Below are 25129 nucleotides of genomic sequence, written 5' to 3'. Positions count from 1 at the left end.
GCGCGGCCTAGGCGACGAGTCCGACGGCGTTCGCCGCATCGGCCTCGAGGTACTCCGTCACCGCCGCCGCGCCGGCGTATCCGTCGAGGAACTCCCGCACGGCGCCGATCGAGTCGTGCCGGATCACGTTCACCGCCCGGGTCCCGTCCGAGCTCGCGAGCGCGAGCACCCACGTCGCGCCGACGGGCAGCCGGCCGTACGCCTTCTTCAACCCGCCCCAGAACCGGTCGCTGTCGCTCACCGTCGAGATCGCCAAGACGTGCATGATGTCCTCCCTGTTCTCAGTTCACGAAACGCTACGTTGCGTTTCAAAAATCGGCAACGTAAACTCCTTGAAATACACGAATCGTTGCGCGGAGATGTTCGTAAACGCAACCGAATGGCGGTGCAGCGAGCGACGAGCTTGAGTGGAGGGGGCGGGGTGGCCGGGGGCAGACTGACCATGGACGACCGCCGAGCCATCGCCGCCGGAATCGGTGACGGGCTGTCGTACGCGGAGATCGCGCGACGGATCGGGCGACCGACCTCGACGATCAGTCGCGAGGTCGCCCGCAACGGGCACGGTCGGTACGCGGCAGACCGCGCGCAGCAGGCGACCCGCCGCAGGGGCCGAAGGAGTGCGACTCACGACGCGCGAGGCGAGTCCGCGGGTCCTGCCCGCGAGTTCGTCGACGAGCTCACCGCGCTCCTCGCCGGCACCGGGATGCCTCGCATGGCCTCACGTGTGTTCGCAGGCCTGATCACCTCGCCGACCGGCAGTCGCACCTCGGTCGAACTCGTGTCCGAGCTCCGCGTGAGTCCGGCGTCCGTGTCGAAGGCCATCGGCTACCTCGAGAGCATGGAACTCGTCGAACGACGACCCGATCCTCGCAGCCGCAGGGAGCGGTATTCGATCGGCGACGACATCTGGACGCGGGCCGTCAGGACCGACTCCAGCGCGCACGCCGCCGTCGCCGACGCGGCACAGCGCGGGGTCGTGCTCTTCGGCGCGGGAACGCCTGCGGGCATCCACCTCTCCCGGATGGCCACGTTCTTCGGCGACCTCACCCGGCAGCTCCGCGGCAGCGGCCTCGCCGACCCCGGCATCGACGACGCCATGACCGCGGTCGCCGCCCTCGGCCACGCCCGACAGCCGATGACCGCGCAACAGCTCGGCACTGTGCTCGGATGGCCGCAGCACCGCCTCGACGATGCGATCGGCCGGCTCCGCGAACAGCCCGCCCTCGGCGACCCCTTCACCCTGACCGAAGATCATGTCGGCTACCGGCTCGAGCCGCGCCAGGACCGGCTGTCCGCCGACCAGCGCGACGCAGTACGACGTGCGTCGGTCGGCGAATCGCGCGACTGACCCGTCGGTCCGCGGTGCCGTGCCTAGTGCGCCTCGTCGGCGCGCACGCCGAACACGGCCTCGAGGCCGTCGATCCACGCGCGCTGGTCGCCCGCTCGGGCGTACTCGCGCGAGCGCACCATGGGCGTGTGCAGCAGCACGCCGGCCATGTGCCGAAGTGCGGCCTCGACGCGCTCGTCGGCGGCCTCGTCGCCCGTGCCGCGCGACCGGGCGCGGGTGATCTCGGCCTCGAGCACTCCCTGCACGTGCGCGCGGAGCGCGACGACCGAGGGGGCCAGGTCGAGCTCTTCGCCGACCGCGCCGAAGTTGCGGGCCGCACGTTCGATGAGCACGCGGGCGTCGTCGGAGGCGCCGAGCTCTTCGAGCGGCGCGTGGCGGCGGATCGTCTCGAGGTCGAGCAGCTCGACCCCGTCGACGTCGACGACGTCGGTCGCGACGTTGCGCGGCATGCCGAGGTCGATCACGAGCTGGCGGGCGCCCAGTGCGGCTTCGGGCACGGGGCACCAGGCACGGAACTCGGCGAGCACGCCGGCGTCGGAGGGCGCAGTGGCCGAGGCATCCGGTTCGGTCGTCGCTGAGCCGGCCACCCCGGAGCCCGCCGCAGGGGCGGCGAGGGCCGAGTGGGAGGAGGCGAGCGTCGCGCGCCCGCCCTCGAGCAGCACCCGGTCGACGACGTGGTGCTCGGCGGTCGTGCAGGTGATGATGACGTCGGCGGCCGCCGCGGCGATCGCGTAGCCCGCGTGGGAGACGGCGGTGATGTCGTGGTTGCGGGCGAACTTCGCGGCCCGGCCCGAGGGGGAGTAGACGCGCACGTCGTTCGCGCCGCGGTCGCGCAGCGCCGCGAGCGTCGCGCCGGCGTACTGGCCGGTGCCGACGAGCAGCACGCGCGCGGCCGACCAGTCAGTGACGCGGCTCGACGCGAGTTCGAGCGCGAGGCGCACGAGCGAGCGGCCGGCGCCGCCGATGCCCGTCTCGTTCTTCACCCGGCGCGAGGTCTGCGAGGCGCGCTGGAAGAGGCGCTCGAGCTCGGGAGTCGTGGTGCCCTCGGCACGGGCGCGCTCGAGCGATCGGCGCACCTGGCCAGCGATCTCGCCCTCGCCGACGACGACCGATTCGAGACCGGATGCGACGGAGAAGAGGTGGCCGGCGACGGCGTTGCCGTGCACGAAGCCGAACGTCGAGCGCAGCTCGTCGGGCTCGAGGCCGGCGGCGTCGCCCACCGCGCGGATCGCCTCGTGCACGGCGGGAACGGGCGAGTCGCCCTCGGCGGTGTCGAGGTCGAGGTAGGCCTCGAAGCGGTTGCAGGTCGCGACGACGACCGCGCCCTGGAGCGAGTCATGACGGTCGAGGATGCGCGGCGCGGCGGATTCCGCGTGCGCCGAAAGCCGTTCGAGGGTGTCGAATGCGGCGTTCTTGTGGCTCGCGGTCAGGCAGATGAGCACCCGACGATTCTACCCGCCGTCGAAAGCGAGGATGACTCGGGGCGCAACAGCCCCCGGTGGTCGAGTAGCGCGCGCCCCGGTGGTCGAGTAGCGAAGCGTATCGAGACCCCTACCGAGCCCCCGCGTACGCCATCCCCGGCCTGATCACCGGAATCGCCCCGGTGACGGGCGGCGGCTCGATGCCCTCGGCCTTGAGCGCTTCGCGGTGCAGCGCCTTCCAGCTGCGCACGAGCGCGTAGAAGGGCGCGTCGCCGAGTGCGTACGCGCCGACGCGCGGAGCGCTGAACACGATCGGCAGCTCGGCACTGGTGCCGCCGCGGCGCACCCGCAGCACGAGCACGGAGACGAGCGTGCCGCCGATGACCATCGAGTCGGCGCGGATGTTACGCACCTCCCGCCAGGGGAAGAACACCGCGCGACGCGGTCGGTGGCCGCCGTTCCAGAAGGCGACGCCGAGCTCGTCGGCCACCATCGAGTAGCGGGCCGCGAGACGGATCGCGTGCGGCTCGTCGACGCGCACCTCGTTGAGTGCGCTGACGAGCATGCTGGTGCGGATGCCGCAGCTCACCTGGCCGCGCACGCTGGCCTCGAGCGCCCGGCGTCGCGCACGGCACCGGCCGGCCCGGGCCAGCCGGACGAGGATCAGGATCGCGCACACGAGTGCCGCAACGGCGATCACAGCCAGGGTCGCCCTGCCACCGGGCACGGTCGGCAGTCGGGGCACGACCTCCTCGACACGGGCCGCGCCCACGACGAGCCCGGCGACGACGAGTGCCGCGAACAGTGCGACGAGCACGGTGAGCTTGGTGCGATGGGGTGCGGCTTCGTTCATCGGATGCCTCGTGCGAGGTCGATGGCGCGGCGAAGCTGCGCGACGGTACGGGTGGACGTCATCGTTCGGGACATGCGAATCTCCGTGGGGGCGGAGGCGCGCCGTCGGGCGGCGCGTCGTCGCGCGTGGGTGGCGCACAACGACTCCGACCTTAGCGTGGCGCGAGTCGCGAGCGGAAGGGCGAGGTGAGGTTCCCTTCCCTGACTCCACGTTCAGTGCGACGGCGGAGAGAATCGGTGGCGTCGACGTCTCATCAGCACGACGTCAGGCCACTAGTTTCGGTGCATGGGCAATCTCAGCGGTGATGGTCACCTCCCGCCCAGGGTGCGTCATCGCTGGGCTTGGACCGTGCCGTTCCTTGTGCTCGCCGTGTCGCAGATCCTGATGTTGTTGCGTTCGCCTTCCGGCGACGGAATCCCTCTTGTCCTGACTGCGTGTGCGATCGGGCTGGCGGGTGTTGTGCTCCTCGTGCCCGTGCGGGTCGTCCGAGACGAATGGCGCGCGCGCCGACTGGTCGACGCCGTCGAGCGAGCCGGAGCGCCGCGCCCCCTGCTCGTTCGGAGAACGAAGGAGCTCGTCGCGTTCCTCGACGCCGTCGACGAGACGTTCGCGCTGTCGGAGCGGCCCTACCCGCCGCCCTACATGGCGGTCACGTTGGACGACGGTCGAGTCGGTTTCTGGGAGGACCTGCAGCACCCCGCCGAAGCTTGCTCGATCGAACTCAGCCAGGTGAAGGACGTCGCCCCCGGGGTTGCTCGCCTGAAGATGTCGACCGAGCGCGCAATCGACCTGACCCTCGACAGCGACCTCCGGACATCGATCGTCGTCATGGAGTGGAGGCACTGGCTGGGTGTGCACGTTGCACGGGCCGCCGAGTACATCGCCGCGCTCGACGAAATCTCACGCGCGGCAGAAGTCGACGACCGCGCCGCGGATGGGGGAGTGCGAAGCCCATGATTCGCTTTCTGTACTACGACGCGGTCGCGGTCGTGCCGATCGTCGGACCAGCGCTCGCATGAGTGAGGTCGCGCAGCTCCTTCTGCTGGTCATCCGAGGGATCCTGCTCTGGGTCATGGTGCCGGCCGGAGTTCTCTCGTGGATGGTGCTCGGCCCGATGACGAACGCTTCCCTCGGAGCCTGTCTCGGGTGGTTCGACCTCAACCTGATCGCCTTCGTTCAGCGAGGACTCCTGCGCCTCGTGATCCGTGATCCACAGGCAAAGTGGGTTCCCCTCGCCGAGATGAGGGCGACGAAGCACCGAATCGTCTTCCTCGGGATGTGGTAGCGATTTTCGAAGCGGTGCGCGCCAAGTACTTCTCCTGAATCGGAGACATCGTGACTCCGATGGGCGTCGATCCCGTCGGCATCCGGCTCCACCCTCCCAGCCCCGTGCGAGACAATGTCGGGCGTGATCCTCTCCCCGCAGCATCCCCTCTCTGCCGGCCTGACCAGCGACTCGCGCCTCGTGCGCGCCTACCGGGGCGAGCGCGCCGACACGACGCCCGTCTGGTTCATGCGCCAGGCGGGTCGCTCGCTGCCCGAGTACCGGGAGCTGCGCGTCGGCACGCGCATGCTCGACGCGTGCCTCGACCCGGCGATGGCGAGCGAGATCACGCTGCAGCCCGTGCGCCGTCACGGCGTCGACGCGGGCATCTTCTTCAGCGACATCGTCGTGCCGCTGAAGCTCGTCGGCGTCGACGTCGAGATCCAGCCGGGGCGCGGCCCCGTCTTCTCGAGGGGCTATGCGGATGCCGCGGCCGTCGCCGAGCTCACCGCCATCGACCCCGCGTCGCTCGACCAGGCCTCGGGCCCGATCGCCGAGGCCGTCGCGCTGACGATCGCCGAGCTGAACACGACCGCGCCGTCGGGCGGCTCGGGCGACGCCGGCACCCCGCTCATCGGCTTCGCCGGCGCCCCGTTCACGCTCGCGGCCTACCTCGCCGAGGGCGGCCCCTCGAAGGACCACCTTGCCGCCCGCACCCTCATGCACGCCGACCCCGGTGCGTGGCGCGCGCTCATGGAGTGGACGGCCGAGCTCACGGGTCGATTCCTGCGCACCCAGATCGTCGCCGGCGCCTCGGCCGCGCAGCTCTTCGACTCGTGGGCCGGTGCGCTCTCGCTCGCCGACTACGAGACCCACGTGGCACCCGCCTCGGCGCGCGCGCTGAGCTTCGTGCACGACCTCGAGTACGCGACCACGGATGCCTCGGGGCAGGCGCAGCCCGCACGCCCCGTGCCCGTCGTGCACTTCGGCGTCGGCACGGGCGAACTGCTCGGCGCCATGAAGGAGGTCGGGGTCGACGTCGTCGGCGTCGACTACCGGGTGCCGCTCGACGTCGCCGCCGAGCGCATCGGTGCCGGTGTGCCGCTGCAGGGCAACCTCGACCCGGCCCTGCTCGCCGCGCCCTGGCCCGTGCTCGAGGCCGCGGTGCGCGACGTGCTCGAGAAGGGCCGCGTCGCCCCCGCGCACGTGTTCAACCTCGGCCACGGCGTTCCGCCGGAGACCGACCCGACCGTGCTCACGCGCGTCGTCGAGCTCGTGCACGAGGCGGGCGCGGCGTGACCGACGAGGCTCCGCACATCACCGTCGAGACGACCGACGTGGTCGTCATCGGCGGCGGCGTCGCGGGTATGGTCGCGGCCCTCGAGTGCGCCAAGATCGGCCTGCGGGTCACGCTGCTCGAGCGGCGCGACGCGCTCGGCGGATGCGTCGGCCGCATCGAGCTCGACGGGCTCACCCTCGACTCGGGTGCCGAGTCGTTCGCGACCCGGGGCGACACGGTCGCCGAGCTGGTCACCTCGCTGAAGCTCGACGACGAGGTCGTCGACCCGAACCGGGCGGGTGCCTGGCTCGTATGGGGGAGTGCCGTGAACGACGCGCTCGACGCCGCGCCGCTGCCGAAGACCGGCGTGCTCGGCATTCCCGCGAACCCCCTCGGCGACGACGTGCGTCGCATCATCGGCTGGAGCGGCGCAGTGCGCGCGTATGCCGACCGGCTCATGCCGATCATGCGCATCGGCCGCGCCCACAGCCTCGGACAGCTCGTGCGCTCGCGCATGGGCGACGCGGTGCTCGACAAGCTCGTGACGCCGATCTCGGCGGGCGTCTACTCGGCCGATCCGAACCTGCTCGACCTCGACGTCGTGGCGCCGGGCCTCAACGAGGCGATGACCCGCATGGGCTCGCTCTCGGGCGGCGTGGGCCAACTCGTCGAGCAGCGCAAGGCGGGCGGCGCGGTGCGGGGCCTCCGCGGCGGCATGCACACCCTCGTCGACGCGCTCGTGCGCGAGCTCGCACGGTTCGACGTGACGGTGCTGACGGACGCCGACGCGACGGCGCTCGAGCGGGTCGGCGACGCCGGTTGGCGGGTGCGTGCGACGGTGCCCGGCGTCGACCCCGCGGGTGGCGAGGGCCTCGATGCGGATGCTGCTCCGTCGTCGCCGACCCCGCCGGCACGGGAGGAGCTCGATCTCATCGCGCCCGAGGTCGTGCTCGCGGCCCCCGCGCACTCCTCGCTGCGCCTCCTCGACGAGGCGGTCGAGGGCTGGGAGTCGACCGCCGACTGGCCGCAGGCCGCCTCGGTCGAGCTCGTGACGCTCGTGCTCGACGCGCCCGCACTCGATGCCGCACCGCGCGGGACGGGCGTGCTCGTCGCGGCCGACACCGCCGGAGTGGCGGCGAAGGCGCTCACCCACTCGACGGCGAAGTGGACGTGGCTCGCCGAGCAGGCTGCCGGCCGGCACGTCGTGCGACTCTCGTACGGCCGTGCCGGACAGCCGAACCCGCTCGACGGGCTCACCGACGAGGCGGTCGCGGCGCTCGCGCTCGCCGACGCCTCACGACTGCTCGGGGTGCCGCTCGACGCCTCGATGCTGCGGGCCTCGGGTCGCACCGAGTGGCGCGACGCGGTGTCGCACGCCGCGATCGGCCAGCGCGACCGCGTGCACGCGCTCGAGGAGGCGATCGCCGCCGAGCCGGGCATCGAGGTCACCGGATCGTGGGTCGCGGGCACCGGCCTGGCCTCGGTCGTGCCGCACGCTCGCGAAGCGGCCGCCCGCGTCCGCCACCGCGCCGTGCAACGACGCGAGCAGGGCTGACGCCGTTCAGGCGAGCGTCGCCGCGAGCTGCGCATCGGTGAGCGCGCGGTCGGCGTAGACGAGCCTGATCGCCGCGGGGTCGGGGTTGCCGGCGTCGGGCGCCCGATGCCGCAGCTCGAGGCCGACCTTCTCGGCGACGCGCGCCGACGCGAGGTTGTGCTCGAGCAGGTAGGCGACGACGGGCAGCTCGGGCCGGCGCGCGCGGGCCTCGTCGATCGCGGTCAGCGAGAGCTCGGTGGCGTAGCCGTGCCCGTGCGCTTCGGGCCGGAAGCGGTACCCGAGGTTCCAGAACGAGCCCGTGGGCGTCGTGGCGCCGCGGATCGCGCACCCGCCGTGACCGATGACCGTCGCCGGATCGGCGAGTGTGCGCACCGTCCAGGCGCCGAACCCGGCATCGCGCCAGTCGGCGAGCCAGCGGTCGAGCACCGCCTGCGTGTCGTCGATCGAGGCGTGCCGCCCCGACGGCAGGTGCTCCCATGTGCGCGGGTCGCCGTAGATCTCGTGCAGCGGCTCGAGGTCGGCCTCGACCGTCTCGTCGAGCAGCAGGCGGGCGGTGCGTCGGGTCATCCGAGGAGTCTAGGCGGGGGCGCCGACACGGTCCCGCTGATGCCCGGGGAATGCATGGCCGAAACGGAATATTTCGTCGCAACCCCCTTGCGCGGGTCGGCTCGGGGTCTACGCTGGAAAGGTCGCTGTGGCTGAACAGCGGGGGAAGACGGGGTGCACATGAAGGGCAAGATCCTCTTCGTCGTGGGGCTCGGTGTCGGCTACGTGCTCGGCACGCGCGCCGGACGCGAGCGCTACGAGCAGATCAAGCGCGCCGCCGAGGGCGTGTGGAACACGCCGGCCGTGCAGCAGGGCGTCGACCAGGTGAAGGGTTTCGCCGCCGCGAAGGCAGGCGACCTCTCCGACTCGGTGCTCGACGGCGTGAAGTCGTTCATCGGCAACGCGACGCGCGGATCGGGCGCCACCAGGAGCGACGTCTCCGACGCTGCCGCGAAGGCGAAGCGCGGTGTCTCCGACGGGGCGAAGGCCGCGAAGTCGGCCGTCGACGGTGTCGCCGATACCCTGAGCGACGCGATCGACTCGGCCGCCGAGGTCGCAGAAGACGCGGCGAAGCCGGCGAAGGCGAAGCCTGCGCCGAAGCGCTCAACGTCGCGCGGCGCCAAGCCCGCGGCATCCGGTTCATAGGATTCAGGCACCACAGACGGGAGGCGACCGCGCGATGGCCGCACCGACGAACGACGACCGCTCGCTGTTCACGCTGATCGGCGAACTGCCCGACACGATCTCGAACCTCGTGCGTGCCGAGATCGACCAGATCAAGGCCGAGGTCACCTACAAGGTCAAGCACTTCGGCATCGGTTCGGGGTTCTTCGTGGTGGCGCTCATCGTGCTGCCGTTCCTGATCTTCACCCTGCTCGCCGCGGCGATCTTCGCCCTCGCGCTCGTGATGCCGGCCTGGGCGGCCGCGCTCGTCGTGTCGGGCGTGCTCGTGCTGATCATCGCCGTGCTCGTGTGGATCGGCATCGTGAACTTCCAGCGGGGGTCCGAGCCCCTCGAATCGGTCGAGAGCCTCAAGGCCGACCTCGACGCCCTGAAGGGAACGGGTGACTATGACCGCCGCTACTGACGCGCCCCGCCCCTCGAAGCGCGAGAACGCCGAGCGCGAGCGCAACCTCACGCGCGTGCAGGCCCGGGTCGCCTCGCGCCAAGCTCGCGACGAGTTCGCCAAGACCCTCGACGCGCTCGAAGACAAGCTCAACGTGCCGAAGCAGGTCGGCATCCGCGTCGACCGCGCGAAGGTCTCGCTCAAGCGGTTCTACGACGAGCAGCCGGGCGTCGCGATCGCGGCAGCCGTCGGCGTCGCCGCCGCGGTCGGCGGGCTCGTGTGGCTCGTCGTGCGATCGAAGCTCGGCGACTGAGCGGGTCGAAGCGAGGGGATGCCTCGGTGTCGACGTCGAGCGCGGACACCGCCGTCGAGCGGGTGGCCGATGCGATCCGCTCCGAGATCCTGAGCGGGGCGATCGCCCTCGGATCGCCGTTGCGCGAGGAGGCCCAGGCCGAGCGCCACGGGGTGTCGCGGCACACGGTGCGCTCCGCGTTCCAGCGGCTCGTGGCCGAGCGGCTCGCCGAGGCCGAGCCCTACCGCGGCGTGCGTGTCGTGAGCTTCGACGGCGACGAGATCCGGGCGCTGCAGCAGTTGCGCGCCGCGCTCGAGGGCGAAGCGGTGCGCATCGTCGCCGAGCGGTACGGCCAGACCTGGCCGGCCGAGGTGCTCGCGCCCGCCGAGGAGGTACTCGATCGGCTCCGCGGGTTGAGGAGCGAGCGCAGCGAGCGTCTCGAAACCGAGGTGGGTCTCGAGGCGTCCCCTTCGCCGTCCCCGCAACCTGCTGTCGACTGGCTGGAGGTCGAGCGGCTCCACGCCGACTTCCACCGGGCGATCGTCGCCGCGTCGGCCAGCCCGCGCATCATCGAGACGCACGACGCGCTCGGCAGCGAGCTGCTGCTGTTCCTGCTGCACGTGCGGCCGCACTACACGCTCGAGTCGATCATCGTCGAGCATCGCGAGCTGCTCGACGCGGTGCAGGTGCGCGGCCCCGAGGCGATGCGGGAGCACCTCGTGCACTCGACCGAGCTGTTGCTCGGCGAGGCCGAAGCCGAGGCCGAGGCCGACGCTGCTGCCGATACCGTCGGCGACACCGCCACCGACGTCACCCCGTGATCGCCGCGTACCAGATCAGCAGCATCGTCACGGCGAAGCCGACCGCGTAGTTGATCGCGAGGAACCGCTTCCACCCCGCGTTCGCGCGGCCCGAGCTCGCGTCGGTGACGTCGACGAACGGTGCCGCCGCGACGATGTAGGGCACGACGAGCACCGCCGCGAGCGGGCCCGGCCACGAGGTCACGAGCATGAGCGCTCCCGCGACGGCCCAGAGCGCGATCGCGAACCGCACGGTGCGGCGCGCGCCCATGGCGGTGGCGATCGAGGCGATGCCCCCGGCGCGGTCGGGCACGACGTCTTGCACGGCGCCGAAGGCGTGGCTTGCGACGCCCCACGCGAGGAAGGCGAGCAGCAGGGCGATGAGCGGCGGCGTGAACGACGCCCCGGCCAGCACGAGCCCGTAGACGGCCGGCCCGACGAAGTGCACGCTCGAGGTGATCGAGTCGAGGCCCGGCACCTCCTTGAAACGGAGCCCCGGCACCGAGTACGCCGCGACCGCGAAGAGGCAGACGGCGAGCACGGCCGACGCCGCCGGAGACCCGAGGAGCACGAGCACGGCGACGAACGGCAGGCAGGCGACGATCGCAGCGACGATCGTCAGCCGGTGGCGGGCAGGCACGAGGAGTGCGCCCTCGGCCCCGCCCTTGCGCGGGTTCGCGGCATCCGAGGCGTAGTCGAAGACGTCGTTGATGCCGTACATCGCGAGGTTGTACGGCACGAGGAAGAAGAGCGTGCCCACGATGAGGGCTGCGTCGATCTCGCGGGTGGTGAGCAGGTACGCGGCCGCGAACGGGTATGCGGTGTTCACCCAGCTCAGCGGCCGCGACGCCGTGATCAGGTCGCCGATCGCGCCGCGTCGGCGTACGTCAGTGCTCACGACGCGGCCCTCCGAGGAGGTTCCAGAGCCCGCTGAGCAGCAGGACCCCGGCGATCGGGTAGGCGAGGTCCTCGACCGGGGCGAGCCAGATGCGCACGCCCCAGATGTGCGCCGCGCCGTAGTCGAAGAGCCCGGCCGCGATCATGATCGAGTCGAAGACGACGGTCAGCACGACGAGGATGCCGGCGGTCGCGCCCACCGCGCCCCAGTGCCACCGGGGTGCACGCCGCGCCCCGATGAGGGCGACGACGACCGCCACGGTCATGAAGACCGCGGAGAGCAGGAGGTAGGTCACCGGCCGTCCTCCCTCGTGGCGGCGAGGTGCTCCTGCACCGACGCCGTGTGCGCCCGCGCCGACGCGATGCGACGCATCGCTGCGTAGACCACGAGCGTGAGGTACGTCAGGAACGCGAGGAACACGATCTCCTCGACCGGCAGCTCGGGGGCGAGCAGCAGGCCGGTGCTCACAGGGTTCTCAGCACGATGGAAGATCCCGAGTGCGATGCCCGCGAGGTCCCACAGGAGGAAGAACGCAACCCCGGTGGCGACGAGCACCGCCGCCCGCCGCGCGCCGCCCGGCACGGCGAAGACGAGGCGCAACCGCACGTCGACGAGCACCATGCAGGCGATGCTCGCGCCGAGCACGGCGAGGTAGGCGAAGCTCATGCCGGCACCATCCCGCCCTGCGGTGCGGGCTCGGGCAGCCGCCCCGCGCCGCGTGCGCCGCGTACCGCCTTCGCCACGAGCTCGGCACTGATGAGGCACATCGGCAGTCCGATGCCGGGGACGGTCGTGGCGCCGGCGAAGAACAGCCCGCGCACCCGTTTCGACACCGTGCGACCGCGCAGGAACGCGCTCTGCCGCAGCACGTGGGCCGGGCCGAGCGCCGAACCCCGCCACGAGTTGAGGTCGACGGCGAAGTCGCCCGGGCCGACGGTGCGCCGCACCACGACGCGCTCGGCCAGGTCGTCGATGCCCGCCCAGGCGCCGAGCTGGGCGATCGCGGCGTCGGCGATCCGCTCGACGGTCTCGTCGCCCGCGCCGTCGACGCCGCCTCGGCCGAGCGCGGGGTCGGCGGGCACGGGCACGAGCACGAACAGGTTCTCGTCGCCCGCGGGGGCGACCGCGGCATCGGTCGCGCTCGGCATGCAGACGTAGAGCGACGCCGGGTCGGGCACCGATGGGGCGGGGCCGAAGATGCGCGCGAAGTTCTCGTGCCAGTCGGCGGTGAACAGGAGGTTGTGGTGGAGGAGCTGCGGCAACCGCCCGCGCACGCCGAGCATCACGAGCACGGCGCCGGGCCCGGGGTCGGCCCGTCGCCACGACGCCGCCGACCGGGTGCGGTGCTCGGGTGCGAGCAGGTCGTTCTCGGTGTGGTGGAGGTCGGCGGTCGAGACGACGAGGTCGGCGGCCGCGACGCGCTCGCCGCCGGCCGGGTCGGCGATGCGGATGCCTCGTGCCGAGCCGTCCTCGACGACGATGCCGGTGACCCGTGCGCCGGTCACCACCCGGGCGCCGGCCTGCTCGGCGAGGGCCGCGACCCGATCGATCAGGCCCGAGAACCCGCCCTGCGGGTAGTACACGCCGTCGTCGAGGTCGAAGTGGCTCATCAGGTGGTACAGGCTCGGCGCCGCCGACGGCGAGGTGCCGAGGAAGACGGCCGGGTAGCCCAGGATCTGCCGCAACCGCGGATCGCGGAACCGCCGGGCGATGCGACGGTCGAGCGGCTCGGCGAGCAGCCGCGTCAGGCGGCCGGCGTGGCGCAGCACGGGGCGCGAGACGAGCGACGACGGGGAGGAGAAGTCGTCGTAGAGGAAGTGATCGACGGCGAGGCGTGCGGTCTCGGCGGCGGAGTCGAGGTACCGCTCGAGCTCGTCGCCGGCACCGGGCTCGATCGATTCGAAGACCTCCGCTGCGCGGTCGCGGTCGGCGTGGAGGTCGAGCGGCGCGGGCTCGTGCTCGAAGAACACCCGGTACCCGGGCGCGAGCCGCACGAGCTCGAGCTGCTCCTCGGTGGTCGTGCCCATGAGCCGGAAGAAGTGCTCGAAGACCTCGGGCATGAGGTACCACGACGGCCCGGTGTCGAAGCGGAAGCCCTCGGCCTCCCATCGTCCGGCGCGACCGCCGATCTCGTCGCGCGCCTCGTACACGGTCACGTCGTGACCGTCGCGCGCGAGGAGCGCGGCGGTGGCGAGCCCCGCGATGCCCGCGCCGATCACGGCGACGCGGCTCACGGGCGCGCCTCCCGGGCGACTGCGACGGCGCTCGCGTCGGCGTGCGCGTCGGCGTGCGCGTTCGGCCGCGGCATCCCGCGCCCCGGGGACGCGACCGCACGCACGAGCAGCGCGAGCTTCCTCGCGGCGGGGACGCTCACCCGCTCGCGCACGAGCTGCTCGGCAGGCGTGCGCCGGAGTCGGGCCGAGAGCTCGGCGAAGAGCGCGTGCGCCGCCGCGACCGCGCGTCGGCACCCCGCCGGGAGCTCGGGGATCACCTCGCCCGCGATCGCGAGGTCGCGATCGATGTCGTCGAGCACCCGCTCCTGCTGCGCGTCGGTGAGGTGGGCGGGGTCGACCCCCGGCAGGTAGCGGCGACCGCGCTCGCCGAAGTCGTCGGCGAGGTCGCGCAGGAAGTTCACCTTCTGGAAGGCGGCGCCGAGGTGTCGCGCACCGCGCTGCCACCGTGCGTCGCGGGCCGCGTCGGCGGGCAGGCCCTCGCTGAACGCGCGCAGGCACATGAGGCCGACGACCTCGGCCGACCCGTAGACGTAGGCGTCGAGCTCGGCCTCGTCGAAGTCGATCGGGTCGAGGTCGCGGCGCATCGAGGCGAAGAACGGGCGGGTCAGCTCCGCGCCGAAGCCGGTGGCGCGCGCCGTCTGCGCGAACGCGTCGACCACGAGGTTCGCGCTGTATCCGCACCGCATCGCACGCTCGGTCTCGGCCTCGAGCGCGTCGAGCATCGCGAGGCGCTCGCCCCGGTCGAGCCCGGCCTCCTCGGCGGGTCCGTCGACGATCTCGTCGGCGATGCGCACGAGCGCGTAGACGGCGGCGACGTGGGTGCGCACCGGTCGCGAGCAGAGGCGGCTCGCAAGGCCGAACGAGGTCGAGTACTCGGTGATCACCCGCGCCGAACCGAGGCGGGCGGTGCGGTGGTAGAGGGCCAGGCCGGTCGTCGTCATCGCACGCGCTCCACGCAGCGCCCGGCGGTCGCGACGAGCTCGTCGCGGAGCGTCTCGGGGAAGCCGCCCGCCTCGATCGCGGCGACGGCCTCGGCGCAGCGTTCGCCGATCATCGTCTCGACCCGATCGAGAGCGCCGCTCGCGATGATCGCCGTGCGCAGGCGGGCCGCGGCCTCCTCGTCGAGGTCGGGGCGGCCGAAGTCTCCGGCGACCGCTCCCCAGCCGTGGTGCTCGCGCGCGAACGCGACCAGCAGGGTCTGCTTGCCCTCGCGCAGGTCGCCGGTGACCGTCTTGCCCGTGAGCGATGCGCTGCCGAACACGCCGAGCACGTCGTCGCGCAACTGGAACGCGACCCCCAGGTGACGCCCGACCTCGCCCAGGCTCGCCACCGACGGTGCCGGTGCGCCGCCGAGGAGCGCGCCCGCCCGCAGCGGCCCGCTGAACGAGTAGGCCGCGGTCTTCTGCTCGATCATCGCCACGATCTCGTGCGGGCCCGGCGACGCGGTGGACTGGCGAACGTCGGCGAGCTCGCCGGCCGCGGTCAGCAGCACGCACTCGTCGAGCACGTCGAGGAGGGCGGTGCGCACCTCCGTCGCGGCGTCGAGCCCCGCGACGATGCGGTGCGCCGAGCTGATGAGCAGGTCGCCGGCGAGGATCGCGGCCGCTTCGCCGTACTCGCGCGAGCGGGGCTCGCCGACGCCGCGGGCGAGCGCCTCGCGCATGAAGCGGGCCGTCACGTTCGGCGCGCCCCGCCGCTCGAGATCGTGGTCGATCACGTCGTCGTGCATGAGGAAGGCAGTGTGCAGGAGCTCGAACGCGGCGGCGAGCTGCACCGCCGCGGCGTCGCCGCGCTGGGTCGCGGCGCCGCGCTCCGCGTAGGCGGCATGCGCGGCGAGCACGAGCTCGGGTCGCAGGCGCTTGCCGCCCGTCGAGCTCGAGCGCGCGGCATCCCAGAGCCGCAGGTAGTCGTCGCCGCACGATGACGCCCGCGTCGCACGCTCGGTGAAGAACGCGTCGATGAACGCCTCGACGTCGGCGGTGCCCAGCCGGGTGGGCCGCTCGAGGACCGCGCCGATCATGAGGCGAGCACCCGCGGCTCGGAGGAACCGGAGAGGAACGGCAGCAGTCGGGCCTGCAGCACGAGCCAGGGGCTGAACGCCCAGGGTGCCCCGTCGATCGCGGCCGCGAGGCGTTCGGGCTCGACCCAGGCGATCTCCATGACCTCGTTCGGGTGCGGCTCGGGCGTCGACCGGGTGCGGGCGGTGTAGACGGGGCAGAGCTCGTTCTCGACGATGCCCGAGGCGTCGACGGCTCGGTAGTGGAAGAACGGCAGCACCGGCTCGAGGTCGTCGAGTTCGAGCCCGAGTTCGAACTCTCCGCGGCGGCGGATCGCATGGATGAGCGTCTCGGCCGGTGCCGGGTGCCCGCAGAACGAGTTGGTCCAGACTCCGGGCCACGCCTGCTTCGCGAGCGCTCGGCGGGTGACGAGCAGGCGACCCGCGTCGTCGAACACGTGGCACGAGAAGGCGAGGTGGCGGGCGGTGGCGGCTCCGTGCACGCTCGCCTTCGGTGCTCGCCCGATGGGGCGGTCGTCGGCGTCGAGCAGCACGACCTCTTCGATCAGGGTCACGGTCATGACGACTCCCTCGTTCGGTCGGCATCTTCTATCTGCCTTGGCAAGAAGCTAGCTTAGCGAACTATATGCCGAGTTGGCTAGAATCACGACATGGCAGATGAGTCAGCCGCGTGGCGGGAGGTCGCGCGGGGCATGCACGACCCCCGCATCTCCGATCGTGAGGGGCACCTCGTCGACCGGTCCCGACTCGACGATTCCGAGGTCGATCAGATCGTGCGGGTGATGCAGAGCCTGCGCGGATGGCACGAGACCCAGCGCCGCATGAGCGAGGCGTCTCGGCGCTACATGAAGCTCAACGAGACCGACATGCGCGCCATCCGGTACCTCGTCGCCGCCCGCAACCAGGGCGAGATCGCGACACCCGGAGCCATCAGCGCCTATCTCGGCATCTCGAGCGCCTCGACCACGAAGCTCCTCGACCGCCTCGAGCACGGCGGCCACATCGTGCGCGCACCGCACCCCACCGACCGGCGTGCGCTCGCCATCTCGGTGACCGACACGACCCGGGCCGCGGCGCGCGAGTCGGTCGGCCGGCTGCACGCCCGGCGATTCGCGGTGGCAGCGGCACTCACATCGGCCGAGCGGGAGACCGTGATCCGCTTCCTCGACGCGCTCAGCGCGACCGAGGTCGATGACGATGACGTCGACGACGCTGCGGCCGAAGGTCCGGCCGGCCCGCCTCAGTCCTGAGCGTCGGTCGCGCCTCCCGGCGGAAGCATGGCGCGCTCCCATGATGCGGCCGGCCCGTCGACCACCGCGAACAGCGGATGCTGTTCGGGGAGCACGACCGCCGACCAGCGTTCGGCGACCTCGGGGCTCCGCGCGGCGAGCTTCGCCCGCAGGTGCCGCCACTCCAGGTCGAGCTGACCGGTCGTCACCTCGATCGGCGCGGTCGCCCCGCGGCGGTGCACCTTCGCGTCGTCGAATCGATATCCGCGGGATGCCGCCTCCGCTGCCACCACGGCCAGGTAGTCGCCGATCGCCTCGAGCGGCCGGCCCGACTCGCGGAAGCGCTCGAGCTGCGGATGGCGCGTGTAGCCGCGAGTCGCACCCTCGAGCACCGCCTGCGCGAGCAGGGCCTCCCGCCAGCAGGCCGTGAGGCCCTGCCGGTCGAGGTATCGGGGGTGCAACGACCAGATCCGCATGGCAGGCAGCCTATGCGCGAGGCGGGAGGGTCGCTGCTTTTGGCCGTTCGCCCCGAAAGGGGGAGACTGGAATCATGTCTTCCCCCGCTGCCGAAGCGGCAGCCGACGCGTTCCATTCCGATTCCGACGCAGCGCAGACGCTCGAGGGGTACACGGTCTTCGCCGTGCTCCGCCGCGATCCCGCTCGTCCCGACGACTTCGACGGCCACGACGTCCCCCGCGTCGTGTCCGAGCTCGACGGCGTGATCTCGCTGATCGAGAACGAGGGCGTGACGCTCCGCGGCATCTACGACGTCTCCGGCCTGCGCGCCGACGCCGACGTCATGCTGTGGCTGCACGGCCCGACCGCCGAGGGGCTGCAGTGGGCGCTCCGCGAGCTCCGCCGTGCGCGCCTGCTCAAGGCGCTGCTGCCGACGTGGAACGCCATGGGCGTGCACCGCGACGCCGAGTTCAACAAGGCGCACGTGCCCGGGTTCCTCCGCGGCCTCGAGCCGAAGGGTTGGCTCACGGTCTACCCCTTCGTGCGCAGCTACGACTGGTACCTGCTCGACCCCGCCGAGCGCAGCCGCATGCTCGCCGAGCACGGCCGCAAGGGCGCCTCGTTCCGCGGCGCGATCGCGAACACGGTCGCCGCGTTCGCCCTCGGCGACTACGAGTGGCTGCTGCCGATCGAGTCCGACGAACTCACCGAGCTCGTCGACATGATGCGCGAGCTCCGCGCCACCGACGCCCGCATGCACGTGCGCGAAGAGGTGCCCTTCTACACCGGTCGACGCATCTCGACCGCCGAACTCGTGGAGGTGCTGCAGTAATGGCCGCCGTGAACCTCGGTGGGCGCGGCCGCAAGCCCGCGCCCGCGGCATCGGCCCCGTGCGTCGCAGGCGCGGTCGTTCCTGGCGCGACGCCGGCCGCCCAGGGCGGCGCACCCCACGTGACCGAACCGGTCGCCTACGACGCGATCCTGCTCGCCGGCTTCGGCGGGCCCGAAGGCCAGGACGACGTCATCCCGTTCCTCCGCAACGTCACCAGCGGACGCGGCATCCCCGACGAGCGCCTCGAAGAGGTCGCCCACCACTACCGCCACTTCGGCGGCATCAGCCCCATCAACGAGCAGAACCGGCAGCTCAAGGCCGCGCTCGAGCGCGAGCTCGCGTCGCGCGGCGTCGACCTGCCCGTGCTCTGGGGCAACCGCAACTGGGACCCGTACCTCAACGACGCGCTCGACGAGGCGAAGGCGGCCGGGTTCACCAAGCTCATCGCGATCGCGACGAGCGCCTACAGCTCGTACTCGAGCTGCCGCCAGTACCGCGAGGACTTCGCCGACGCGCTCGCCGACACGGGCACGGGCGAGGGCGAGCACGCGATCCAGATCGACAAGGTGCGCCAGTTCTTCGATCACCCCGGGTTCGTCGCCCCCTTCATCGAGGGCGTGCGCGACGGCATCGCCGGGCTCGTGGCCACGACCCCCGGGCTCGATCCCGTCACCGAGCTCGAGGTGCTCTTCGCCACGCACTCGATCCCGTCGACCGACGCCGCCAAGTCGGGGCCCGCTGAGCGCGGGTTCGGCGAGGGCGGCGCCTACGCGGCCCAGCACCGCGCGGTCGCCGAGGTCGTCATGCGCGAAGCGGGGGCATCCGACGTGCCCTGGCAGCTCGTGTACCAGTCGCGGAGCGGCCCGCCCTCGATGCCGTGGCTCGAGCCCGACATCAACGACGCCATCGCCGAGCTGCCGGCGGCAGGTCGCAAGGCGGTCGTGATCGTGCCGCTCGGCTTCGTGAGCGACCACATGGAGGTGCTCTGGGACCTCGACAACGAGGCCCTCGAGACCGCCGAGGAGCACGGGCTGGTCGCGGTGCGCGTGCCCACGCCCGGCACGCACCCGGCGTACGTCGCGGGTCTCGTCGATCTCGTGCTCGAGCGCGTGAACGGCACTCCGGTCGCCGAGCGGCCCGCCATGACCGACCTCGGGCCCTGGTACGACGTCTGCCGGCCGGGCTGCTGCGAGAACGTGCGCCTCGGCTTCCGCCCGGCGCTGGCCGGGATCGCGCCGTGAGCGGGCAGGGCGGTCCCGTCATCCGGGTCGGCACCCGCGGCAGCGCCCTCGCGATGGCGCAGACGAAGCAGATCTCCGAGCGCATCGCGAAGGCGGCGAACGCCGAGATCGAGCTCGTGCCGATCACGACCCAGGGCGATACGTCGCGCGCGTCGCTCTCGTCGATCGGCGGCACCGGCGTGTTCGCGGCCGCCCTCCGCGAGGCGCTGCTCGCCGGGGAGTGCGACCTCGTCGTGCACTCGCTGAAGGACCTGCCGACCGCCGAGCACCCGGGCCTTCGTCTCGGAGCCGTGCCGAAGCGGGTCGACGCGCGCGACGTGCTCTGCGCGCGCGACGGGCTCACGCTCGCCGAGCTGCCCGAGGGCGCCCGGGTCGGCACGGGCTCGCCGCGGCGCATCGCGCAGCTGCGTGCGGCCCGCCCCGACATCGAGGCGGTCGACCTGCGCGGCAACGTCGACACCCGGCTCGGTCGGGTATACGGCGACCCTTCGACAGGCTCAGGGCAGGCTGCCGACCTCGATGCGGTCATCCTGGCCGCCGCAGGCCTCGGTCGTCTCGGCCGGCTGGATGCCGCGACCGAGCACTTCTCGCTGGGCGACTGGCCGACCGCACCGGGTCAGGGCGCGCTCGCGATCGAGGTGCGCCGCGAACGCGGCGATCGCGACCTCGAGCGGGCGCTCGAGACGATCGACCACCGCTCCTCGCGGGCGACCGCGCTCGCCGAGCGGCTCGTGCTCGCCGGGCTCGAGGCGGGCTGTGCCGCACCGGTCGGGGCGACGGCACTCGTCGAGGACGAACTTCTGTTCCTGACCGCGAGCGTGTACAGTGCCGACGGGACGCGGCGACTCACCAGCTCGCACGCGGCCACTCCTGACAGCCACTCGGCCGCCGATCTTGCGGCCGCAGCCCACGACGTCGCCGACCGCGTCGTCGAAGAACTCCTCGGCAACGGCGCCGCAACCCTCGTTCCCCCAGAGGAGCAGCCGTGAGCGAATTCGAACCGATGACGGGCGCGATCCACCTGCCCGCGTCGGCCGGCGGTGCCAAGCCGCTCGCCGGGTGGCGCGTGCTCGTGCCGCGCGGCGGTCCGTGGGGCGACGGCGTCGCCGCCGCACTTCGCGACCGCGGAGCATCCCCGGTCATCGCCCCCCTGATCAACTTCGCGCCCGCCGACGACCAGCCGGCGCTCGAGGCCGCGCTCGCGAAGCTCGCCGCGGGCGGCTTCGACTGGCTGACGGTCACGAGCGCGACGACCGTCGACGTGCTCTCGTCGTACGGCGCAGTGATCCCCGAGACGACGAAGGTCGCAGCGGTCGGCGAGACGACCGCTGCCGCGCTCGTCGCCGCGGGCTATCACGCCGACATCGTGCCCTCGGAGGAGAACTCGGCGCGCGGCATGCTCGAGGAATGGGAGGCCGCGACCGGCGGTGCCACCGGCCTGCACGTGCTCGCGCTGCGCTCGGCGATCGCGAAGCAGGTGCTCTCGATCGGCCTCGAGCGCATGGGCCACCATGTCGAGGCCGTCGTCGCGTACCGCACCGTCGGGGTGCCCGTCTCGGCGAAGGTCGCCGACGACGTGCGCGCCGGCCGGGTGAACGCCGTGCTCGTCACCTCGGGCAGCGTCGCCGAGCAGGTGCAGCAGCAGCTCGGGCCGCTGCCCGAGTCGACGCTCGTCGCCGCCATCGGCCCGCAGACGAAGAAGGACGCCGCGAAGGTCGGCCTCCGCGTCGACGTCATCGCGCGCGAGCGCAGCGCCGAGTCGCTCATCGACGCCGTCGTCGGCGCCGCGACCGCGCTGGCGTAGACGCTCCGCCCGCTTGAGCAGCGCCCGACGCAGGAGGACGCGTATCGAGACCCCTTCGGCCGAGGTCGGTTCGCCCGAGGCATCCGTGGTGCTCACCGAACCATCGCCGAGGCGGCGCCGGTGGGCACCCATCGCGGGCTCCCTCGGCATCGTGCTCGCGATCGTCGGTGCCGCCGCGTTCGCGACCAAGGGCATCGTCGTCAAGCTCGCGCTCGCCGAGGGCATCGACTCGCTCACGACGTTGACCTGGCGCATGATCGTCGCCGTACCGGTGTTCGCGACCGTCGGCATCGTCGGCGTGCTGCGCCACCGCGACGCACGCACCGCGACCGGGGAGCGGGTGCTCGACGTGTCGTCGGCGCTGCAGGCCGCGGGCGTCGGCATGATCGGCTACTACCTCGCGAGCCTGCTCGACTTCTCGGCGCTCGAGTTCATCTCGGCGCAGCTCGACCGGCTCATCCTGCTGTTGTACCCGTTCTTCGTGGTGCTCTTCGGGGTGGTGTTCTTCCGGCGCCGAGTGACCCGCGTGATGATCGTCGGCCAGGTGCTCAGCTACCTCGGCATCGCGGTCATCTTCTGGCGCGACCTGAGCTTCGCGGGCGAGCACGTGCTCTTCGGATCGATGCTCGTGCTGGGCGCTGCGGTCGCGTACGCCGTCTACCAGATCCTCGCGAAGCCGCTCATCGACCGGATGGGTGCCGGGCTCTTCACGTCGATCGCGATGAGCGGCGCGGGCATCGCGATCTTCGTGCACTTCGCGCTCACGCATCCGATCGGCGAGCTCGCGGTGCCCGCCGACGCGTGGCCGCTCGTCATCGCGATCGGGCTCGTCTCGACGGTGCTCCCGTCGTACAGCATCTCGGCGGCGATCGGCATGATCGGCTCGGAGCGCACCGCCGTCATCGGCAACGTCTCGCCCGTCATCACGATCGTCTTCGCGGTGTGGCTGCTCGGCGAGCCGTTCACGGTGTGGCACGCGGTCGGCACCGCGCTCGTGCTCGTCGGCGCCTGGATCTTCGCGATGCCGCGCGCAGCGCGCTGACCCGCGCTCGCGCGCCCGCGCTCGCTGACGTCTCGGGGGTGCTTTCGCGCAACCGCGGGCGCGATTCGGGGCGGTGTCTTGCGGAAAAGCACCCTCTGAACGGATCAGGCGGAGCGGGCGGCACCCCCGGCGTGCGCCCAGCCGGGCGCGCGTAGGCTGGTTCGGTGAGTTCCGCGCCCCTTCCCCGCGTCCGACCGCGCCGGCTCCGCGAGACGCCGGCCCTGCGCCGCCTCGTCTCCGAGACCCGCCTCGACCCCGCCGACCTCGTGCTGCCGATCTTCGTGCGCGAGGGCGCAGCCGCCCCCGTGCCGATCGGCTCGATGCCGGGCGTCGTGCAGCATTCGCTCGAGAGCCTTCCGGGCGCGATCGACGAAGCCGCGGCGGCAGGCGTCGGCGGCGTGATGCTGTTCGGCGTGCCCGCGGTGCGCGACGCGCGAGGCTCGGGTGCGACCGACCCCGACGGCATCCTGAACGTCGCGACCGGCGTCGCCGCCGAGGCATCCGCCGGCCGCCTGGTGGTGCAGACCGACCTGTGCCTCGACGAGTTCACCGACCACGGGCACTGCGGCGTGCTCGACGAGCAGGGTCGCGTCGACAACGACGCCACCCTCGAGCGGTACACCGCCATGGCATTGGCGCAGGCGCGCGCGGGCTCCGAGCTGCTCGGCCTCAGCGGCATGATGGACGGCCAGGTCGCCGCCGTGCGCGACGCGCTCGACGACGCCGGCCGGCAGGACGTCGCGATCCTCGCGTACTCGGCGAAGTACGCGTCGGCGTTCTACGGTCCCTTCCGCGACGCGGTCGAGTCGACCCTCGAGGGCGACCGCCGCAGCTACCAGCTCGATCCCGGCAACCGCCGCGAGGGCCTGCGCGAGGCGATGATCGACATCGACGAGGGCGCCGACGTCGTCATGGTGAAGCCCGCGGGCGGCTACCTCGACGTGCTCGCCGACGTCGCGGCCGCGAGCGAGGTGCCGGTCTGGGCGTACCAGGTGTCGGGCGAGTACGCGATGATCGAGGCCGCCGCCGCGCACGGCTGGATCGACCGCAAGCGCGCCGTCATCGAGTCGGTGCGCTCGATCAAGCGCGCCGGCGCCGACGCCGTGCTCACCTACTGGGCGACCGAGCTCGCCGAATGGATCCGCAAGGGAGACGCCTCGTGACCGCCACCAACGCCGAGCTGTTCGCCCGCGCACAGGCCGCGATCCCGGGCGGGGTGAACTCGCCGGTGCGCGCCTTCCGCTCGGTCGGCGGCACGCCCCGCTTCTTCGTCTCCGCCAAGGGTGCGACCCTCACCGACGTCGAGGGTCGCGAGTACGTCGACCTCGTCGCCGGGTGGGGGCCCGCGATCCTGGGGCACGCCGACCCGCGGGTCGTCGAGGCGGTGCAGGATGCCGCGGCCAGGGGCCTCTCCTTCGGCTCGTCGACGCCCGCCGAGACCGAGCTGGCCGAGCTCGTCGAGGGCCGCGTCGCCCCCGTCGAGCAGCTGCGGCTCGTCTCGACCGGCACCGAGGCGACGATGAGCGCGATCCGCCTCGCCCGTGGCTTCACCGGCCGCGACCTGCTCGTGAAGTTCGCCGGGCACTACCACGGCCACTCCGACGGCCTCCTCGCCGAGGCCGGTTCGGGCCTCGCGACGTTCGCCCTCCCGGGCTCGGCCGGCGTGCCCGCCGAGATCGCCGCGCTCACCCTCGTCGTGCCCTACAACGACCTCGATGCGCTCCGCGCCGTGTTCGCCGAGCACGGCGACCGCATCGCGGCCGTCATCGTCGAGGCGTCGGCCGCGAACATGGGCGTCGTGCCGCCCGCGCCGGGCTTCAACCGCGCGCTCGTCGAGCTCGCCCACGCCAACGGCTCGCTCGTCATCAGCGACGAGGTGCTGACCGGCTTCCGCGTCTCGGAGGCCGGCTGGTGGGGGCTCGAGGCCCGCGCCGAGGCGTCCGCATACACCCCCGACCTCATGACCTTCGGCAAGGTCATCGGCGGCGGCATGCCGGTCGCCGCCCTCGGCGGCCGCGCCGAGATCATGCAGCGACTCGCGCCGCTCGGACCGGTGTACCAGGCGGGCACCCTCTCGGGGAACCCGGTCGCGGTCGCCGCGGGCATCGCGACGCTGCGCGCCGCCGACGCCGAGGTGTACGCGAAGCTGGATGCCGCGGCCGCGACCATCTCGGGCGCCGTCTCCGCCGCGCTCTCCGCGGAGGGCGTCGCCCACCGGGTGCAGCGAGCCGGCAACCTCTTCAGCTTCGTGTTCGGCGAAGAGCTCGCCGGAGCCGAGGTGCGCGACTACGCGACGGTGCAGCGGCAGGAGGCATGGCGGTACGCGCCGTTCTTCCACGCGATGCTCGACGGCGGCGTCTCGCTGCCGCCGAGCGTGTTCGAGGCGTGGTTCGTCACCGCCGCGCACGACGACGACGTGATCTCGCGCATCGTCGACGTGCTGCCGGCGGCGGCGAAGGCGGCGGCTGCGGCGACGGCGTAGCCGGGGTTTCGAGACGGTCGCTGGCGCTCCCTCCTCAACCCGCCCCGTTTTCGGGCAGGATGGGTACATGGCGAAGCTCCGCGTGCATCACGACCGGGTCGAGGTCCACCTCACCGCGGCCGAGAAGTCGCTCGCGCTCCGCGCCGACGACCTCGTCGTGCAGCGCGACGACATCCGCTCGGCGACCATCACCGACGATCCGTGGATCTGGATCCGCGGCATCCGGCGCCGCGGCACCGAGGTGCCCCTCGTCGTCGCCGTCGGCGTGTGGAAGTACCACGGCGGCAGCGACTTCGTGATCGTCAAGGGCAAGCGCCAGGCCGTCGTGCTCGAGCTCGCGGGCGGCGAGTTCGCCCGCATCATCCTCAGCACCAACCACGCCGCCGAGCTCATCGACCGGCTGCGGCTGACCCCCCTCGACGACCCGGCCGACGCCGCCGGCGACTGACCGGCACCGCAGCCCCGCCATC

30 protein-coding genes are annotated in these 25129 nt (G+C 72.5%); 18 read left to right on the top strand and 12 right to left on the bottom strand.

The features are described 5' to 3' along the window. Window positions 1-7: 7 nt before the first annotated feature. Window positions 8-265 (bottom strand): hypothetical protein, encoded by a 258-nt coding sequence (locus tag MUN74_RS08165; RefSeq protein ID WP_244855989.1) that lies wholly within the window; start codon window positions 263-265, stop codon window positions 8-10. Between MUN74_RS08165 and MUN74_RS08160 the strand changes: the two genes are divergently transcribed. After that, window positions 260-1348 (top strand): GbsR/MarR family transcriptional regulator, encoded by a 1089-nt coding sequence (locus tag MUN74_RS08160; protein ID WP_244855988.1) that lies wholly within the window; start codon window positions 260-262, stop codon window positions 1346-1348. The two genes, MUN74_RS08165 and MUN74_RS08160, sit on opposite strands and share 6 nt — an antisense overlap. A gap of 23 nt (window positions 1349-1371) precedes the next feature. Here MUN74_RS08160 and MUN74_RS08155 read toward each other — a convergent pair whose 3' ends face one another. After that, window positions 1372-2790 (bottom strand): glutamyl-tRNA reductase, encoded by a 1419-nt coding sequence (locus tag MUN74_RS08155; RefSeq protein WP_244855987.1) that lies wholly within the window; start codon window positions 2788-2790, stop codon window positions 1372-1374. 109 nt (window positions 2791-2899) lie between these two features. Continuing rightward, window positions 2900-3622: a hypothetical protein gene (locus MUN74_RS08150; RefSeq protein WP_244855986.1), complete on the bottom strand. Its 723-nt coding sequence runs from the start codon at window positions 3620-3622 to the stop codon at window positions 2900-2902. A gap of 285 nt (window positions 3623-3907) precedes the next feature. On the opposite strand from MUN74_RS08150, the gene MUN74_RS08145 reads away from it, so the two are divergent. The 4 genes from MUN74_RS08145 (at window position 3908) to MUN74_RS08130 (ending at window position 7720) form a co-directional block, all read left to right on the top strand. Then, entirely contained in the window at window positions 3908-4579 is a 672-nt protein-coding gene (locus tag MUN74_RS08145; RefSeq protein ID WP_244855985.1) for a hypothetical protein, read from the top strand. A 58-nt stretch (window positions 4580-4637) separates the two neighbouring features. Then, window positions 4638-4907, top strand: a complete 270-nt coding sequence (locus MUN74_RS08140; protein ID WP_244855984.1) for a hypothetical protein — start codon at window positions 4638-4640, stop codon at window positions 4905-4907. A gap of 114 nt (window positions 4908-5021) precedes the next feature. After that, entirely contained in the window at window positions 5022-6185 is a 1164-nt protein-coding gene (hemE, locus tag MUN74_RS08135) for a uroporphyrinogen decarboxylase (RefSeq protein ID WP_370647365.1), read from the top strand. Next, complete coding sequence (locus MUN74_RS08130) at window positions 6182-7720, top strand: protoporphyrinogen/coproporphyrinogen oxidase (RefSeq protein WP_370647364.1); 1539 nt, start codon at window positions 6182-6184, stop codon at window positions 7718-7720. The genes hemE and MUN74_RS08130 overlap by 4 nt, the downstream gene beginning before the upstream one ends. A gap of 6 nt (window positions 7721-7726) precedes the next feature. Here the strand turns inward: MUN74_RS08130 and MUN74_RS08125 are convergent, their stop codons facing one another. Further along, window positions 7727-8287, bottom strand: a complete 561-nt coding sequence (locus tag MUN74_RS08125) for a GNAT family N-acetyltransferase (protein ID WP_244855982.1) — start codon at window positions 8285-8287, stop codon at window positions 7727-7729. Between the two features lie 159 nt (window positions 8288-8446). On the opposite strand from MUN74_RS08125, the gene MUN74_RS08120 reads away from it, so the two are divergent. From MUN74_RS08120 to MUN74_RS08105, 4 genes are read left to right on the top strand one after another with little or no spacing between them, the layout of a single operon-like run. Next, window positions 8447-8911, top strand: a complete 465-nt coding sequence (locus tag MUN74_RS08120; RefSeq protein WP_244855981.1) for a hypothetical protein — start codon at window positions 8447-8449, stop codon at window positions 8909-8911. A 34-nt stretch (window positions 8912-8945) separates the two neighbouring features. Further along, the gene (locus MUN74_RS08115; RefSeq protein WP_244855980.1) at window positions 8946-9353 is read left to right on the top strand and encodes a phage holin family protein; all 408 of its coding nucleotides are present in this window, start codon (window positions 8946-8948) and stop codon (window positions 9351-9353) included. Then, entirely contained in the window at window positions 9337-9645 is a 309-nt protein-coding gene (locus tag MUN74_RS08110) for a hypothetical protein (RefSeq protein WP_244855979.1), read from the top strand. The genes MUN74_RS08115 and MUN74_RS08110 overlap by 17 nt, the downstream gene beginning before the upstream one ends. Window positions 9646-9671: 26 nt before the next feature. Further along, window positions 9672-10445: a GntR family transcriptional regulator gene (locus tag MUN74_RS08105; RefSeq protein ID WP_244855978.1), complete on the top strand. Its 774-nt coding sequence runs from the start codon at window positions 9672-9674 to the stop codon at window positions 10443-10445. Here MUN74_RS08105 and MUN74_RS08100 read toward each other — a convergent pair. The 7 genes from MUN74_RS08100 to idi are packed head-to-tail and all read right to left on the bottom strand — an operon-like array spanning window position 10435 to window position 16133. Continuing rightward, window positions 10435-11322 (bottom strand): prenyltransferase, encoded by an 888-nt coding sequence (locus tag MUN74_RS08100; RefSeq protein ID WP_244855977.1) that lies wholly within the window; start codon window positions 11320-11322, stop codon window positions 10435-10437. The genes MUN74_RS08105 and MUN74_RS08100 overlap by 11 nt on opposite strands. After that, a complete protein-coding gene (locus MUN74_RS08095) occupies window positions 11312-11617 on the bottom strand; it encodes a lycopene cyclase domain-containing protein (RefSeq protein ID WP_244855976.1) in 306 nt (101 codons plus the stop codon). Before MUN74_RS08095 ends, MUN74_RS08100 begins: the two co-directional genes overlap by 11 nt. Continuing rightward, window positions 11614-11988: a lycopene cyclase domain-containing protein gene (locus tag MUN74_RS08090; RefSeq protein ID WP_244855975.1), complete on the bottom strand. Its 375-nt coding sequence runs from the start codon at window positions 11986-11988 to the stop codon at window positions 11614-11616. Before MUN74_RS08090 ends, MUN74_RS08095 begins: the two co-directional genes overlap by 4 nt. Next, window positions 11985-13556: a phytoene desaturase family protein gene (gene crtI, locus MUN74_RS08085; protein WP_244855974.1), complete on the bottom strand. Its 1572-nt coding sequence runs from the start codon at window positions 13554-13556 to the stop codon at window positions 11985-11987. The genes MUN74_RS08090 and crtI overlap by 4 nt, the downstream gene beginning before the upstream one ends. Continuing rightward, window positions 13553-14497, bottom strand: a complete 945-nt coding sequence (locus tag MUN74_RS08080; RefSeq protein ID WP_244855973.1) for a phytoene/squalene synthase family protein — start codon at window positions 14495-14497, stop codon at window positions 13553-13555. The genes crtI and MUN74_RS08080 overlap by 4 nt, the downstream gene beginning before the upstream one ends. Then, the gene (locus MUN74_RS08075) at window positions 14494-15576 is read right to left on the bottom strand and encodes a polyprenyl synthetase family protein (protein WP_244855972.1); all 1083 of its coding nucleotides are present in this window, start codon (window positions 15574-15576) and stop codon (window positions 14494-14496) included. Before MUN74_RS08075 ends, MUN74_RS08080 begins: the two co-directional genes overlap by 4 nt. Further along, the gene (gene idi / locus MUN74_RS08070; protein WP_244855971.1) at window positions 15573-16133 is read right to left on the bottom strand and encodes an isopentenyl-diphosphate Delta-isomerase; all 561 of its coding nucleotides are present in this window, start codon (window positions 16131-16133) and stop codon (window positions 15573-15575) included. Before idi ends, MUN74_RS08075 begins: the two co-directional genes overlap by 4 nt. A gap of 90 nt (window positions 16134-16223) precedes the next feature. Here idi and MUN74_RS08065 point away from each other — a divergent pair, with 90 nt between their 5' ends. Then, the gene (locus tag MUN74_RS08065) at window positions 16224-16823 is read left to right on the top strand and encodes a MarR family winged helix-turn-helix transcriptional regulator (RefSeq protein ID WP_244855970.1); all 600 of its coding nucleotides are present in this window, start codon (window positions 16224-16226) and stop codon (window positions 16821-16823) included. Here the strand turns inward: MUN74_RS08065 and MUN74_RS08060 are convergent. Further along, a complete protein-coding gene (locus MUN74_RS08060) occupies window positions 16814-17278 on the bottom strand; it encodes a pyrimidine dimer DNA glycosylase/endonuclease V (protein ID WP_244855969.1) in 465 nt (154 codons plus the stop codon). The genes MUN74_RS08065 and MUN74_RS08060 overlap by 10 nt on opposite strands. A 74-nt stretch (window positions 17279-17352) precedes the next feature. Here MUN74_RS08060 and hemQ point away from each other — a divergent pair, with 74 nt between their 5' ends. The 8 genes from hemQ to MUN74_RS08020 all read left to right on the top strand — a co-directional run bounded on the left by hemQ (window position 17353) and on the right by MUN74_RS08020 (window position 25107). Then, on the top strand, window positions 17353-18090 hold the full coding sequence (hemQ, locus tag MUN74_RS08055) for a hydrogen peroxide-dependent heme synthase (protein WP_244855968.1): 738 nt from the start codon (window positions 17353-17355) through the stop codon (window positions 18088-18090). Beyond that, window positions 18090-19331, top strand: coding sequence for a ferrochelatase (locus MUN74_RS08050; protein ID WP_244855967.1), 1242 nt, complete (start codon window positions 18090-18092; stop codon window positions 19329-19331). Before hemQ ends, MUN74_RS08050 begins: the two co-directional genes overlap by 1 nt. A 53-nt stretch (window positions 19332-19384) precedes the next feature. Beyond that, a complete protein-coding gene (gene hemC, locus MUN74_RS08045) occupies window positions 19385-20320 on the top strand; it encodes a hydroxymethylbilane synthase (RefSeq protein WP_244856391.1) in 936 nt (311 codons plus the stop codon). A gap of 14 nt (window positions 20321-20334) precedes the next feature. Then, entirely contained in the window at window positions 20335-21135 is an 801-nt protein-coding gene (locus MUN74_RS08040; RefSeq protein WP_244856390.1) for a uroporphyrinogen-III synthase, read from the top strand. A 13-nt stretch (window positions 21136-21148) separates the two neighbouring features. Then, window positions 21149-22177 carry a DMT family transporter gene (locus MUN74_RS08035; protein WP_244855966.1) on the top strand — a complete coding sequence of 343 codons (1029 nt, stop codon included), beginning with the start codon at window positions 21149-21151 and terminating at the stop codon, window positions 22175-22177. A gap of 164 nt (window positions 22178-22341) precedes the next feature. Further along, window positions 22342-23340: a porphobilinogen synthase gene (gene hemB, locus MUN74_RS08030; protein ID WP_244855965.1), complete on the top strand. Its 999-nt coding sequence runs from the start codon at window positions 22342-22344 to the stop codon at window positions 23338-23340. Beyond that, window positions 23313-24659 carry a glutamate-1-semialdehyde 2,1-aminomutase gene (gene hemL, locus MUN74_RS08025; RefSeq protein ID WP_370647363.1) on the top strand — a complete coding sequence of 449 codons (1347 nt, stop codon included), beginning with the start codon at window positions 23313-23315 and terminating at the stop codon, window positions 24657-24659. The genes hemB and hemL overlap by 28 nt, the downstream gene beginning before the upstream one ends. A 67-nt stretch (window positions 24660-24726) precedes the next feature. Beyond that, complete coding sequence (locus MUN74_RS08020) at window positions 24727-25107, top strand: hypothetical protein (RefSeq protein WP_244855963.1); 381 nt, start codon at window positions 24727-24729, stop codon at window positions 25105-25107. Window positions 25108-25129: the final 22 nt, after the last annotated feature.

Source organism: Agromyces sp. H17E-10 (assembly GCF_022919715.1).
In the GTDB taxonomy this organism is placed as follows: domain Bacteria; phylum Actinomycetota; class Actinomycetes; order Actinomycetales; family Microbacteriaceae; genus Agromyces.
Note: the sequence above shows the minus strand (reverse complement) of the source record. Positions and strands in the feature narration are given on the sequence as shown.

Coding starts and splice junctions, on each gene's coding strand:
- MUN74_RS08110 (WP_244855979.1), top strand. CDS start 9,337: ATGACCGCCGCTACTGACGCGCCCCGCCCCTCGAAGCGCGAGAACGCC.
- hemL (WP_370647363.1), top strand. CDS start 23,313: ATGGATCCGCAAGGGAGACGCCTCGTGACCGCCACCAACGCCGAGCTG.
- MUN74_RS08020 (WP_244855963.1), top strand. CDS start 24,727: ATGGCGAAGCTCCGCGTGCATCACGACCGGGTCGAGGTCCACCTCACC.
- MUN74_RS08120 (WP_244855981.1), top strand. CDS start 8,447: ATGAAGGGCAAGATCCTCTTCGTCGTGGGGCTCGGTGTCGGCTACGTG.
- hemE (WP_370647365.1), top strand. CDS start 5,022: ATGTCGGGCGTGATCCTCTCCCCGCAGCATCCCCTCTCTGCCGGCCTG.
- MUN74_RS08125 (WP_244855982.1), bottom strand. CDS start 8,287: ATGACCCGACGCACCGCCCGCCTGCTGCTCGACGAGACGGTCGAGGCC.
- MUN74_RS08040 (WP_244856390.1), top strand. CDS start 20,335: ATGACGGGCGCGATCCACCTGCCCGCGTCGGCCGGCGGTGCCAAGCCG.
- MUN74_RS08080 (WP_244855973.1), bottom strand. CDS start 14,497: ATGACGACGACCGGCCTGGCCCTCTACCACCGCACCGCCCGCCTCGGT.
- MUN74_RS08140 (WP_244855984.1), top strand. CDS start 4,638: ATGAGTGAGGTCGCGCAGCTCCTTCTGCTGGTCATCCGAGGGATCCTG.
- MUN74_RS08150 (WP_244855986.1), bottom strand. CDS start 3,622: ATGAACGAAGCCGCACCCCATCGCACCAAGCTCACCGTGCTCGTCGCA.
- MUN74_RS08050 (WP_244855967.1), top strand. CDS start 18,090: ATGGCCGCCGTGAACCTCGGTGGGCGCGGCCGCAAGCCCGCGCCCGCG.
- MUN74_RS08060 (WP_244855969.1), bottom strand. CDS start 17,278: ATGCGGATCTGGTCGTTGCACCCCCGATACCTCGACCGGCAGGGCCTC.
- MUN74_RS08165 (WP_244855989.1), bottom strand. CDS start 265: ATGCACGTCTTGGCGATCTCGACGGTGAGCGACAGCGACCGGTTCTGG.
- MUN74_RS08075 (WP_244855972.1), bottom strand. CDS start 15,576: ATGATCGGCGCGGTCCTCGAGCGGCCCACCCGGCTGGGCACCGCCGAC.
- MUN74_RS08145 (WP_244855985.1), top strand. CDS start 3,908: ATGGGCAATCTCAGCGGTGATGGTCACCTCCCGCCCAGGGTGCGTCAT.
- MUN74_RS08115 (WP_244855980.1), top strand. CDS start 8,946: ATGGCCGCACCGACGAACGACGACCGCTCGCTGTTCACGCTGATCGGC.
- hemC (WP_244856391.1), top strand. CDS start 19,385: ATGGCGCAGACGAAGCAGATCTCCGAGCGCATCGCGAAGGCGGCGAAC.
- MUN74_RS08090 (WP_244855975.1), bottom strand. CDS start 11,988: ATGAGCTTCGCCTACCTCGCCGTGCTCGGCGCGAGCATCGCCTGCATG.
- MUN74_RS08065 (WP_244855970.1), top strand. CDS start 16,224: ATGGCAGATGAGTCAGCCGCGTGGCGGGAGGTCGCGCGGGGCATGCAC.
- hemQ (WP_244855968.1), top strand. CDS start 17,353: ATGTCTTCCCCCGCTGCCGAAGCGGCAGCCGACGCGTTCCATTCCGAT.
- idi (WP_244855971.1), bottom strand. CDS start 16,133: ATGACCGTGACCCTGATCGAAGAGGTCGTGCTGCTCGACGCCGACGAC.